General features: G+C 38.4%; 14 protein-coding genes. 1 reads left to right on the plus strand and 13 read right to left on the minus strand.

What is annotated here, in order from left to right; genetic code table 11:
- Window positions 1-81: 81 nt before the first annotated feature.
- Window positions 82-846, minus strand: a complete 765-nt coding sequence (locus B8967_RS11740) for an AraC family transcriptional regulator (RefSeq protein WP_374709599.1) — start codon at window positions 844-846, stop codon at window positions 82-84.
- Here B8967_RS11740 and B8967_RS22780 point away from each other — a divergent pair.
- Window positions 787-930, plus strand: a complete 144-nt coding sequence (locus B8967_RS22780) for a hypothetical protein (RefSeq protein ID WP_410493785.1) — start codon at window positions 787-789, stop codon at window positions 928-930. The genes B8967_RS11740 and B8967_RS22780 overlap by 60 nt on opposite strands.
- Window positions 931-1,370: 440 nt before the next feature.
- Here the strand turns inward: B8967_RS22780 and B8967_RS11745 are convergent, their stop codons facing one another.
- The 12 genes from B8967_RS11745 to B8967_RS11805 form a co-directional block, all read right to left on the minus strand.
- Entirely contained in the window at window positions 1,371-3,617 is a 2,247-nt protein-coding gene (locus tag B8967_RS11745) for a TonB-dependent receptor (protein ID WP_084086220.1), read from the minus strand.
- Window positions 3,618-3,814: 197 nt separating this feature from the next.
- Window positions 3,815-4,702 carry an urea transporter gene (locus B8967_RS11755; RefSeq protein ID WP_052188570.1) on the minus strand — a complete coding sequence of 296 codons (888 nt, stop codon included), beginning with the start codon at window positions 4,700-4,702 and terminating at the stop codon, window positions 3,815-3,817.
- A 156-nt stretch (window positions 4,703-4,858) separates the two neighbouring features.
- Window positions 4,859-5,560 (minus strand): membrane protein, encoded by a 702-nt coding sequence (locus B8967_RS11760; protein ID WP_047487521.1) that lies wholly within the window; start codon window positions 5,558-5,560, stop codon window positions 4,859-4,861.
- 140 nt (window positions 5,561-5,700) lie between these two features.
- A complete protein-coding gene (locus B8967_RS11765) occupies window positions 5,701-6,489 on the minus strand; it encodes an urease accessory protein UreD (RefSeq protein WP_084086222.1) in 789 nt (262 codons plus the stop codon).
- Window positions 6,490-7,128, minus strand: coding sequence for an urease accessory protein UreG (ureG, locus tag B8967_RS11770; RefSeq protein WP_047487517.1), 639 nt, complete (start codon window positions 7,126-7,128; stop codon window positions 6,490-6,492).
- 125 nt (window positions 7,129-7,253) lie between these two features.
- Window positions 7,254-7,943 carry an urease accessory protein UreF gene (locus B8967_RS11775; protein ID WP_115918651.1) on the minus strand — a complete coding sequence of 230 codons (690 nt, stop codon included), beginning with the start codon at window positions 7,941-7,943 and terminating at the stop codon, window positions 7,254-7,256.
- A gap of 1 nt (window position 7,944) precedes the next feature.
- Window positions 7,945-8,454 (minus strand): urease accessory protein UreE, encoded by a 510-nt coding sequence (gene ureE / locus B8967_RS11780; RefSeq protein ID WP_084086224.1) that lies wholly within the window; start codon window positions 8,452-8,454, stop codon window positions 7,945-7,947.
- Window positions 8,444-9,094: a hypothetical protein gene (locus B8967_RS11785; protein ID WP_084086225.1), complete on the minus strand. Its 651-nt coding sequence runs from the start codon at window positions 9,092-9,094 to the stop codon at window positions 8,444-8,446. Before B8967_RS11785 ends, ureE begins: the two co-directional genes overlap by 11 nt.
- A 113-nt stretch (window positions 9,095-9,207) precedes the next feature.
- Window positions 9,208-10,929, minus strand: coding sequence for an urease subunit alpha (gene ureC / locus B8967_RS11790; RefSeq protein WP_047487504.1), 1,722 nt, complete (start codon window positions 10,927-10,929; stop codon window positions 9,208-9,210).
- 1 nt (window position 10,930) lies between these two features.
- Window positions 10,931-11,299 carry an urease subunit beta gene (gene ureB, locus B8967_RS11795; RefSeq protein ID WP_047487501.1) on the minus strand — a complete coding sequence of 123 codons (369 nt, stop codon included), beginning with the start codon at window positions 11,297-11,299 and terminating at the stop codon, window positions 10,931-10,933.
- Window positions 11,300-11,312: 13 nt separating this feature from the next.
- Window positions 11,313-11,615, minus strand: a complete 303-nt coding sequence (gene ureA, locus B8967_RS11800; RefSeq protein ID WP_047487498.1) for an urease subunit gamma — start codon at window positions 11,613-11,615, stop codon at window positions 11,313-11,315.
- Between the two features lie 158 nt (window positions 11,616-11,773).
- Window positions 11,774-12,139 carry a hypothetical protein gene (locus B8967_RS11805; protein ID WP_047487495.1) on the minus strand — a complete coding sequence of 122 codons (366 nt, stop codon included), beginning with the start codon at window positions 12,137-12,139 and terminating at the stop codon, window positions 11,774-11,776.
- Window positions 12,140-12,143: the final 4 nt, after the last annotated feature.

Here is a 12,143-nt window from a genome sequence, read left to right on the forward strand (position 1 = left end):
GGAGACATGAATATTGTCAATTCATCGACTTGCATCGCAAAATGGACCATTGACATTATGGTATGTAAATAATCTTACTCATCAAACCGGAACTCTGTTATTCAAAAACTGTATTCTGTACTCTTTTGGAGTGATGCCTGCAATCTTTTTAAAAAGCTGTGTGAAATGTGATGCTGTATGAAAATTAAGCTCATAGGCTATTTCTGCAATATCTTTACTGGAATGAAGCAATGCTTTGCTATAATTGATATCAATTTCATTGATCCATTGTTTCGGAGATTTCTGGGTTACCCCTTTTACGCATTTATTGAGATAACTTTCTGTCACAGACAGCTTATCAGCATAGAAAGCCACTCTTTTTTCCCCAACATGATATTTAAACAGCAGGTCCCTGAACTGAAGAGACAGCTCCATAGGCCGTGTTGCTGATTTATGATGGGTATCAGAATCTGTACTCAACATTTTGATCAGGATAAGGTGGAGCATGGTCACCACTACATCATTTACATTGAGATTATTCAACCATAATTCCTGCTCCATAATCGGAAGAAGCTGGGTTATGGTTCCATAGGTCAGGCTGTCCAGATTCAGAAAAGGAGTCATGAAAAATATGCTGCTTTTATGTTTGGGTAATTCCTGTTCGGAGAGAATATTATTTTCATAAGCCAGAAAAAAACCTTCAATATCGTCTGACAATTCTACGGTAGCCGTAATTGTTCCCTGCTTGATAAAGATAACTCCGCCTTTTTCGGCATGATACTCTTTATTTTCAAGATACTGCTTAATATGGCCGTTGGTAATGAAAATAATGAAATTAAAGGTGGTACGGTATGGAATCACCGGCATCAAAATCCCCTTAAGATAATTCTCTATCCTATAAAGCTGTATATCAGCATTATTTGCCAATATCTTATCCGTTATCTGGGGTAAAAAGAGCTTTTTATATTGAAAATTGGATAATACTTCCATAATGAATTGTTATTACAAATTTAGTGCTGAAATTGAATATCTGGATATTTTTGTACAATGTCGGATGTATAAAGTATAATGTAGGGTAATGGCTAAAATACAACCCTCATTGCATTATTGAATACTTGGTTATTTTTGTATAATGTCGGATGTATAAAGTATAATGTAGGGTAATGGCTGAAATAATTGTATTATTAATGTATAACTCTTTGCTGTAAAACAGAGCTATACCTCTCCACATTATACATTATACATTATACATTATACATTATACATTATACATTATACATTATACATTATACATTATACATTATACATTATACATTATACATTATACATTATACATTATACATTATACTTTATACTTTATACTTTATACTTTATACATTATACTTTGTACATCAAAACTTATAATACACTCCCACTCTTATCCCAAAAGGACTTCCGGGTGTATAGGTAAGGTCTGTAGTTGGTTCTACTTCTCCTTTTAACTGAGTTTCTGTTGCGAACTGCGCTTCGTTCCATTGTACATTGAAAAGATTGTTGACCTGAAGGTTAGCTCCCCATTTCTGGCGGTTGTAAGCCAATACCAGATCATTTACAAAATAGGCTTTTGTTCTGATACTGTTGTCTTCTACAGCCGGTCTTGTACCAAGATAACGATATTGGAGTCCTAAAGAAAAGCCGTTCAGGAAATCCCAGTTTACCGATCCGGTACTGGTGACAACAGGCGCTAACGGGATATAATCCTGTCCTTTTTCCTCTTCAATAAACCTTGCGTGGGAATAATTGATATCCGCATTCAGGTAAAAGTTTTCAAAGGGCTGAAAACGGATACCCAGATCTGCCCCAAAACGTCTCGACTTCCCGGAAGGTTCTACTACGGCATCATCTCCTACGTATACAAATTCCTGCTGTAGATCCATAAACCAAATAGCCGGTGTAATGATAAGGGACTTAAAAGGATGCAGCCTAAGTCCGAAATCTCCACCAATAGAATATGGCAGTGTTTTTTGACCGTTAGTCGGAACAACAACCCTCAGGTCATTGGAATGGAATCCCATACCCATTTTCAGGAACCACATAATATTATCATTTTGAGCATAGGAGAAATTTAATTTAGGGCTTAGCCTTGTTGCTTCTTTTGATTGTCCGGATGGCAATTGTTCGGCATCCAGCAGATTATGCATATTGAAGATAAAATGATCTACTCTTAAAGCCGGATTGATGGTCCATTTTCCTGTTTTCCACACTAATCCTGAATAGGCATGAAGGTTGGTTTCCGCACCCGTAACATCAGACATTCTGTTCAATAACAGATCTCTGTGATACACATGATTAAGCTGAAGAGTAGTAATATCATCGTTTCTCACCCCTATTCCTGAAATCCAGTTTAATGAGCTGTTGGCAAGAGAAAAGGTTTTGGTATATTTTACTTCTGCTCCATATATATTTCTTCCGTCTGTCTGCTGAATTTCATCACCATGGTCTTTATCTTTTAAATAAAAGGTAAAATCAGAATACAGATTAAAATTATACCTGGAATAAAAAGCCATGGCATCAATCTGCTCAGAAGGAGAAATAATATGCTTAAAATTCATCTGAAGATTTGTTCTGGATGTTTTTCCTCCTTCAGTAGGGTCTATGCTGCCCCATCTTCCAATGATTCCTTCATCTACAGCCCGCTCCGGAATCTGCCCGGAAGCATTCCATGAAGAATTGAACGTTGAAAACTGGATATTGAAATAATCATTATCCGTAAGCCATTGGTTATATTTTCCAAAAATATTGACTCTGTTAAAGTTTTGTTTTACATCAAAAGGACCGTCAGTATAATTATATTCTGCTGCTACATAGGCATTTTTACGCCCCAAATCATCATGCAGAATATTGAACATTCCCAGTACTCTTTTTGAATTAAATGAACCTCCTTCCAGCTTGATCATACTATTTTTCAACCCATTATAAGTTTGAAAATCAACATACCCCGCTGTATTAAAATCTCCACGATCCATATAATACGCTCCTTTTCCGAAATCAATATTATTAACCGTTTCAGGAATCACAAAATGAAGATCAGAATACCCCTGTCCATGGGCGTGTGACACAATATTCACAGGCATTCCGTCTACATTTACGCTTACATCGGTACCGTGATCAGCATCAAAACCTCTTAAAAAAAGCTGCTCAGCCTTTCCTCCTCCTGCATGCTGTGCAATAAACAATCCCGGAACTTTTCTCAGCAGGTCCTGTGCCGAATTCACCGGAAACTTATTCAAATCAACTTTGGTAATCGCCGATAAAAATGAGCTGTGATTTATGGCCACTTCAGAGATCTGAAAAGGTTTATGCTGTAAAAAAATAACCTTGTTTTTATCTTCATCGTTGGCCACTACCCATTTTACCTCATCATATCCCTGACGGCTGATCACCAGTGTATCAGGAAGAGATTGAACAGGAATAGCAAAAGTACCGTCTGTTCCTGTATGAGTATGGCTGTTTCCGTGGTCATATTTTATCAGAACATCTGCAATGGGAAATTTATCATCAGCATCTTTGATCAGCAATTGCTTTTCGGCTTCCTGAGCCGCTAACTTTCCGCTAAAAGCCATTATCAGAAACACTGCTGCTATTTTAGTTATTTTCATTTTTTATCTTTTATAAAAAGTATGTTGTATAATATTAATGGTTGAGACTGGAGATAAGAGATTTGAGACAAGAGACCTTGAGGTGGGAGATTTGGAAGGCTGATCATTCAAAAACATGGGCAACTCTTCAACATTCAAACCCTCTGCCTCTAAAACGTTCTTAGCCTTCCACCCAAAAATCATCAAGCTTTCCGACGTTACGCTCTCGCTTTAAAAAATATCTTTTGAATTAAAAGTGTAATCCAAGTTCCTGCTACAAACGGAAAAGTAAATACCCCTCCCACAGCATCAAGATAATGGTTATCTATTAAAATATCATCGACGACGATTGTTAAAAGAACTGCAATAAGCACCCAGATACCGTCTGTTTTTTTGAATCCTGAAAAAACAATTGCGGAAAGTACTGCATTGAACCCAAAAAGTCCCATATGGATTTCTTTGATAGGTTCACCATTCAACTGTGATAATCCTGCTCCAAGAATAGAAGCTGTAAGCCCGTATAAAGCAGCTATCGGTGAACTGATAAAAACAGCAAGGAAGAAAATCATTCCCGAAAGTACCCCACCTTGAAATATCACTTCTCCAAAACCATTGGTACAGGTAAGAAAATCATCATATTTTGTAGGTACTACTTCACTACTTAGCATAACAGATGGTGGAATGTGGGTAAAATGATGCAGTGTAAATACCAGTACCCATGTAATGATGATGAAAGGAAAAGTAAACACCGGAATTTTCTTTTGGATGAAAAAATGCTGAATAATAGCTGCCAAAGCTCCACCCAATACAATAAGAACCCAAATCAATATTGTTGTTTCGAAGAGAAAAGCCAATGCTACTCCTACCAGTGCTGCACTGAAGCCATATAATCCGGCATTGATTTCAGATTTATTATAATTAAGCTTCATAGCAGTAAAAGTTCCGGCTGCTGTTGAAAGCAATACTGCAACCCCACATTGCCAGCTTCCCATAAAGATACCTATAAGAAACAGAAATCCGGTCCATCTGTTTTCCTGAAGCATGATCTGCCCGATTCCTTTTAAAATATTATCTATAAAAGGGATTTTTTCAAAAAATTTATTCATAGTTAGTTTTGTATAATGTATTTTTTAATAGATGTTAGATTTCAGATTGGAGACACGAGATATGGAGATAGGAGACACGAGACTTTGAGAAGATAAACCAGGAAGGTTGATCATTCAAAAACATGGGTTTACCTCGACTCATGTACGCTAGAAGTTCTACCAACCAAGAAAGACCATTCCGACTCCACAAACTGTTACCACTGCTCCACTTACGACTCCCATATATCTTTCCAGCTTTTCTGTATTGAACAATGTTGAATATCCATAACGTCCCAGCAGAACCATTCCAAGCATTGTTAATACGGTTGTAACGGTAAATGAAGTCACCAATACTGCAATTTCTGACATGGAATGTTTTACTCCTGAATAGAATAACAAAGGAATCAGAGGTTCACTTGGTCCCATTACAAAAATCATAAAAAGAACAAGCGGAGTTACTTTTATTCTTGTTTGAGGCATGACCACTTCACTGTGATTGTGTTCATAGACATACACATCATCCCCCATCACATCAAAATGCTTGTGAGGTTTATTTCTGATGGCCTGGATCAATCCATATATTAAGTAAACTCCTCCAAAAACCAGCAGTGCCCATCCGGAGAAATTTCCTCTTATGTCCTGGAACCACGAGATCTTGTTCAGCTGCCAACCGAGAAACACTCCGATAAATCCTAAAATTAAAGAGCTCAATACATGCCCCAATCCGCAGACTACAGTGAGCACTGCCGTTTTCATTCCACTCCATTTTTTAGATTTTGAGAGGACAATAAAAGGCAGATAATGATCCGGTCCTGAGGCTGTATGTATAAAACTTATTGAAACGGCACTTAAAAGAAGTGCCCAAACTGTACTATCCATTTTTGTTTATCTATTGTTAATTCTTTTTATTAAGTTTTGGCTAAAGCCAGTTGAAAAATATTCTTTAGTTAGCGTGGGCTAAAGCCCACTTCTATTGATAAAATCAACCTACCTAACTTCAATAAGAATTATTTTAATTTTTATTCCAGTGACCAGAGAATTTCCTGAACATGAAGAAAGAAATTATACATCCGTTCTCCACCATGTCCCAAAGCTCTTACGACAAAACCATGATCTTCCATTGCGGAAACACCTACTTCCATTTCTTCACGGTATTGTTCTGCAGCCTCAACAATCTCCTCAATAAGCCTGTTTTTGTCTACCTTCTCCTTTGTGCTATAAAAGATCAAAGTTCCCTGATGGGTATACTGTTCCAGATTTCCTATACTACTGATGGGGATCATGTCAGGCTGAATCACAACATTATCCTTCACTACCAGTTTATTTTCATGATAGATTTCCATAAGGTTTTGAAAACGTTTCAGCTTGAAAACCTCTCCATAGTGTTTTCTTCCACAGGTAATAATCTCACTGATAATAATCTGGCTGTTTTTCCCGATCTGAATATTGGCTTTACTTTTAAAATTGGAATCTTCATGGGGAACGATAGGATGAGGAACGTAGGCAAAGGAAGTTTCATCTTCCATAGTGACATTAAGCTCCTGAACAGCCTTATCTTTCATATTGAAAAGTCTCTGATACGACTGTGACTGCAGCTGAAGTGAAGCCCCTTTTTCCAGGGCTACATCCAAATGGTAATGGTCACCATCTAGAATTCCCGGAGAAGAGCTCATCACCATCTGATAAAGCTTTTTGTCACTTTTTCGCTGCCCTACAGAAACCACTCTGAAAGGAAGTGAGACATAAAGATCTTTCACATAGGACTCCCCTCCCTTGAATCCTGCAATAATATTTAAACGACTCTCCATTTATCTTACCAAATTCGGTTCTTCAATTTCTTCTAAAAGAGCATATTTTTTTATCCAGCCGATTACTTTATCCAGACCTTCATCCGTTTTTAGATTCGTGAATACAAAAGGATTTCCTTTTCTCATTCTTCTGGCATCGTTTTCCATCACTTCAAGGCTTGCTCCTACGTGCGGGGCAAGGTCAATTTTATTAATGATCAACAAGTCTGATCTTGTAATACCGGGACCTCCTTTTCTAGGAATTTTTTCACCTTCAGCAACGTCAATAATGAAAATCGTAACGTCTGCAAGATCGGGGCTGAAAGTTGCTGAAAGATTATCACCTCCACTTTCGATAAGCACCAGTTCGATATCCGGAAAACGGGCGGCCAGCTCATCTACTGCTTCAAGGTTCATACTTGCATCTTCACGGATGGCAGTGTGAGGACATCCTCCTGTTTCCACTCCAATAATTCTTTCATGGGGAAGAAGACTGTTTTTAGCCATAAATTCAGCATCTTCTTTGGTATAAATATCATTGGTAATGACTCCAAGATCATATTTCCCGAATAATTTTCTGCTCAAACGTTCCAATAATGCAGTTTTTCCTGATCCTACAGGTCCTGCCACTCCTACTTTTATATATTTTCTATTTTCCATTTTCTTTAAATTTTACTTTGTTTGTTTCTGTTTTTTAATGCTAAGGGCGCCAGTTTTTTGACTGAGACATTTTAAAATCACAAAAGTGTTTCACGCTCATCATTTAACTTTGCTTTTTCAGCTTATTACGACATATAAAGCCTTGAATACAGTCTCTCATGCTGCATACACCTGATATCAAAAGCCGTATTACACAGTCCCACCATATCTCTATCCAGCTCCATGGTTTCCCATACTGTTTTTTCCATAACCGGATATAGAGAGAAGAGAATATCCTGCCCGTCAAGCTGCCCCAGAGGCACCAGCTTCACAGCATTGGTAATCATTCCGGCTACTGAAGTATAATAGAACCCCAACAGCGCTTCATATAAAGGAATTTTCATTAAAAAAGCATATACCCCAAATACAATACAGTAGTGAGAATTGGCCTCTTTATTTTTAATTGCTTTTTCAAATTCTTCCATAAAAGGAAAGCTTTCTCTTCTTTTGAAAATTTTAATCAGTCTCAATCCCAGTTTTTGGCTGGCCTGGCGGATTTCCTTTGGACATTTTATCGCATTACATTCGTTATCAAGCTGTAACAACAATTGTAAATCTCCATTTTCTGCTGCTTTATATGCCAGTTTTACAAAAGCTCCATCATTGAATTTAAGATTGTACTGAAGCATATTCTGTACAAACTCTTTTGCCGTTGGCAGGTCATGCACAATTCTTTCCTGCACATAAGTTTCAAGTCCGTTGGAATGGGTATAACCACCGATAGGAAGTGTAGGATCTGCTAGATGAAGTAATCCTGACAAAAAGTTTATGTTTATATTATTCATCTTTTGGAGCAGCCATTTTTAAGATTTTGGTAAAAATTGTTGAACCCAGACTTCCGTGTCCGTGAGGTTCAACATTGGATTTAAGAAGGTTCAGCAGTTTTACGGATTGCTTTTCCGGTTTAAACCCACTTGCCTCCAGCCATCTGAACATGGGCATTTCGAAAGGAAGCAATACTTTATCTTCCTGGATAAAGAGAGGAATATGTTTGTTTCCTATTTCGTAGCATACCGTTCCCATTTCCAATAAAGAGCCTGGTACCATTACAATAGCTTCTGTTTCCAGCACATTGACAACTATTACTTTTTCTGTATCTTCGAAAAGAATATCACCTTCACGCAAACGCTGCCCTTCTTTAAGAAATTTAATGGCCACATCGGTTCCCTGTCTGGTCTTTTTACGTTGGATCCTTTTTGTCGTTTCAAACCATTCCAGATCAAGATAATCTATAGGTTTTTCGGTAGGATTTTCGGTGAGATTGCCTATGGTTTGATTAATTATCATCTTTAGCGGATTTTTTTCTGAAGTCAAAGTTTTTAGAAATGCCAACCCCGAATGTTGAACCACTGAGTCCTGCTACATAGCTTTTTGTCCAACCTTCCTGTTTTGTTTTAGTCTGAAGCATTGAAAGCTCAGCAAACTTGAATTTTAAAGCCCAACCTCCACCTAACAATATTCCAATCAAAGGGTAAGCACGAAGACGGAATCCGTTAAAGTTTTGCATAGAATCTGCAGCTCCTGACAATTGTTGTCCCCAGACATAATGTGCATCAACCTGTCCAATCAATACAAAATATTTCCCAAGCATTAATGAGGGACTGTACCAAATTCCGGCTTCATTTTGTTTATACACTACATTGTGGTCAACAGAATTTTGGGAGTATGCATAGTTGACTCCTACAAGGTCATTATTATTGATAAAGTATCCTACGCCAAGCGGAGCACTTGAAACGGTACTGCTGCTGGTGGAAGGAGTAGTAACTTTAGAGTAATCCAATGAACCATACACCATAAATTGCCCTTTTGGTCCCTCTTCATCACTTTTAAGCCTGTGTCCTCCCAGAAACTGAGCGCTTACCTTTCCTGAAAGCATAGTCATTCCGGCTACGGCAAGGGAGCAAACTGTTTTATTTAAATATTTCATTCTAAACTTAGTTCTATAATTATTTTAAATTCTATTGGATAAACTGTTCAACTTTTAAGTAAACCTTATAGGTTTTAGAAGCCTATAAGGTTTTAGTGGTTGGTATGTTTATCTTAGAATAAGTAATACAACTGTGTTAAAGGAAGTTTTTCTGCCGGCTCACAGGTGATATATTCACCATCTACGGTCACTTTGTAGTTTTCAGGATTCACTTCAATGAGTGGAGTCTTATCATTATGGATAAGGTCTTTTTTGGAAATATTTCTACAGTTTTTCACCGGAAGAATCATTTTCTCCAATTTGTAAGAAGCGATCGTTCCATTATCAATAGAAACCTGAGAAACGAAGTTGGCACAAATACCAAACTTAGCTTTTCCGTGAGCACCAAACATATTTCTGTAGATAATAGGCTGAGGTGTGGGAATAGAAGCATTAGGATCTCCCATCTTAGCGGCAATTACAAATCCTCCTTTGACAATCATTTCAGGTTTCACACCAAATAATGCCGGCTTCCAAATCACTAAATCCGCTAATTTTCCTTCTTCAAGAGATCCCACGTATTCTGAGATACCGTGTGCAATAGCGGGGTTGATAGTATATTTAGCCACATATCTTTTGGCACGGTAGTTATCATTTCCCGTTTCTTTATCTTCTTCCAGATCTCCTCTCTGTTCCTTCATTTTGCTGGCTGTCTGCCAGGTTCTGGTAATTACTTCACCCGGTCTACCCATCGCCTGAGAGTCAGAACTCATGATACTGAAAACTCCCATATCATGAAGGATATCTTCTGCTGCAATGGTTTCAGGACGGATACGGGAATCTGCAAAGGCCACATCTTCAGGAATATTCTTGCTCAGGTGATGACATACCATCAACATATCCAAATGCTCATCAATTGTATTGATGGTGTAAGGACGTGTAGGGTTTGTGGAAGCAGGCAGTACATTAGGGTACATCGCTGCTTTAATGATATCGGGAGCGTGCCCTCCACCTGCACCTTCGGTATGGAAGGTGTGGATTACTCTTCCGTTAATCGCTCTCATGGTATCTTCAAGGAAACCCCCTTCATTTAAGGTATCTGTGTGGATAGCCACCTGAACATCATATTTATCGGCTACTTTTAATGCAGCATCAATCGTTGCCGGCGTTGCACCCCAGTCTTCGTGAATCTTTACTCCCAGAGCGCCTGCTTCTACCTGCTCTTCGATAGGTTCTTCTGCAGAACAGTTTCCTTTTCCGAAGAATCCAAGGTTCATAGGATATTCTTCAGCAGCTTCAAGCATTTTCTGCATATTGAATTTCCCCGGAGTTACCGTAGTAGCGTTCGTTCCGTCATTCGGACCCGTTCCACCACCGATCATTGTGGTGATCCCACTGTATAAAGATGTTTCGATCTGTTGTGGGCAGATATAGTGAATATGGGTATCAATCCCTCCCGCTGTTACGATATATCCTTTTCCCCCATGAACTTCTGTAGAGGCTCCAATAATCATATTGGGAGAAACTCCATCCATGGTATCAGGATTTCCTGCTTTTCCGATCCCTACAATCTTACCGTCTTTAATTCCGATATCTCCTTTTACAATTCCCCAGTGATCGATAATTACTGCACCGGTAATACAAAGGTCCAAAACACCTTCATCCCTTTTTGCCGTAACATTCTGTCCCATTCCGTCACGTACGGTTTTTCCACCTCCGAAAACGGCCTCATCTCCGTAATGGGTGAAGTCTTTTTCAATTTCAATGATAATTTCAGTGTCTCCCAGTCTGATTTTATCTCCGGCTGTAGGACCTAATATATTGGCGTATTGTTTTCTGTCTACGTGTAAGCTCATCTTAATGATTTTTAAAGTTTAAATCTTCAACTTTTGCAAGGCTTGCTTTTTTCTGTTCTTCAGAATCTACCTGTCCGTCCACAAGATTATTGAAGCCCATTGCTTTTTTGGTTCCTCCTATTTCTACCAATTCCACTTCTTTTTCTTCTCCCGGTTCAAAACGTACTGCAGTACTTGCTACAATATTGAGTCTTTTTCCGAAAGCTTTTTCACGGTCAAAACTCATCGCTTTGTTTACCTCGAAAAAGTGGAAATGTGAACCTACCTGAATAGGGCGGTCTCCTGTATTGGTTACTTTTATCTTCACAGTTTCTCTGCCTTCATTGCAGATAATTGTGCCTTCTTTTACAAAAATTTCTCCTGGTATCATGATGAAATTGGTATTAACGGATTGGGTTATGTACGGTTACCAGCTTAGTCCCATCAGGGAAAGTCGCTTCAATCTGAACATCGTGGATCATCTCCGCAACGCCCGGCATTACATCCTCTTTTGTAAGAAGGTTTCCACCCTCCTGCATCAGTTCTGCTACTCTTTTTCCATCTCTAGCTCCTTCAAGCAGGAAATGACTGATTAATGCTATGGACTCTGGATAGTTTAATTTAAGGCCTCTTGCCTTTCTTTTTAGAGCGAGCTCGCCTGCCAGAAATAGCATAAGCTTCTCCGTTTCTCTCGGTGTTAAGTGCATTGTTTTTTATTTTAAAATTGGATATACAGTATCTGGTCTGCCTTTCAGAAAAGGCAAATAGAAATACTCAGAAATGTTAAAATGAAGAATGAATCCTTGGGATATGCGTCTTTTACAAGGCAAATCCTTTCATGGGATCATTAAACGTAAAAAAAGAATTAGCAGCCTGCTATTTGCAGAGAATGGTACAGAATGTACCTTGGTGCTGTAATATAAATACGGTTTTGAACGGCCGCTACCTGGTTATTATAGGTATACTCTGCAAAGAAATACTGAAACCACTGCTGTGCAAGTATTGAATAATCAAATTTTACCTTTTCCCAATCATTGGAATCCTGAAGATCCTGTGCATCTGAAAAACTATAAATTTCAGGCTGCGTCTGCTGATCCGATTTTTGCTGAAGAAGATGAATTTTTGATAAGATATCAGAGTATGCTTGAGTTTTCCCCTTATGTGCAAAAAGACCTGCACATAAAGTTGCGAAAAACAACAGAAAAGAGAAAAAGACAACTCTTTTTTTCATACCT

This window comes from Chryseobacterium sp. YR221 (genome assembly GCF_900176315.1).
GTDB classification, from domain to species: Bacteria; Bacteroidota; Bacteroidia; order Flavobacteriales; family Weeksellaceae; genus Chryseobacterium; species Chryseobacterium rhizosphaerae.

Bases quoted from the DNA above. Each gene is read 5' to 3' on its own strand.
- B8967_RS22780 (WP_410493785.1), top strand. From the start codon at position 787: ATGGCCGTTGGTAATGAAAATAATGAAATTAAAGGTGGTACGGTATGG.
- B8967_RS11740 (WP_374709599.1), bottom strand. From the start codon at position 846: ATGCCGGTGATTCCATACCGTACCACCTTTAATTTCATTATTTTCATT.
- B8967_RS11745 (WP_084086220.1), bottom strand. From the start codon at position 3,617: ATGAAAATAACTAAAATAGCAGCAGTGTTTCTGATAATGGCTTTTAGC.
- B8967_RS11755 (WP_052188570.1), bottom strand. From the start codon at position 4,702: ATGAATAAATTTTTTGAAAAAATCCCTTTTATAGATAATATTTTAAAA.
- B8967_RS11760 (WP_047487521.1), bottom strand. From the start codon at position 5,560: ATGGATAGTACAGTTTGGGCACTTCTTTTAAGTGCCGTTTCAATAAGT.
- B8967_RS11765 (WP_084086222.1), bottom strand. From the start codon at position 6,489: ATGGAGAGTCGTTTAAATATTATTGCAGGATTCAAGGGAGGGGAGTCC.
- ureG (WP_047487517.1), bottom strand. From the start codon at position 7,128: ATGGAAAATAGAAAATATATAAAAGTAGGAGTGGCAGGACCTGTAGGA.
- ureE (WP_084086224.1), bottom strand. From the start codon at position 8,454: ATGATAATTAATCAAACCATAGGCAATCTCACCGAAAATCCTACCGAA.
- B8967_RS11785 (WP_084086225.1), bottom strand. From the start codon at position 9,094: ATGAAATATTTAAATAAAACAGTTTGCTCCCTTGCCGTAGCCGGAATG.
- ureC (WP_047487504.1), bottom strand. From the start codon at position 10,929: ATGAGCTTACACGTAGACAGAAAACAATACGCCAATATATTAGGTCCT.
- ureB (WP_047487501.1), bottom strand. From the start codon at position 11,299: ATGATACCAGGAGAAATTTTTGTAAAAGAAGGCACAATTATCTGCAAT.
- ureA (WP_047487498.1), bottom strand. From the start codon at position 11,615: ATGCACTTAACACCGAGAGAAACGGAGAAGCTTATGCTATTTCTGGCA.
- B8967_RS11805 (WP_047487495.1), bottom strand. From the start codon at position 12,139: ATGAAAAAAAGAGTTGTCTTTTTCTCTTTTCTGTTGTTTTTCGCAACT.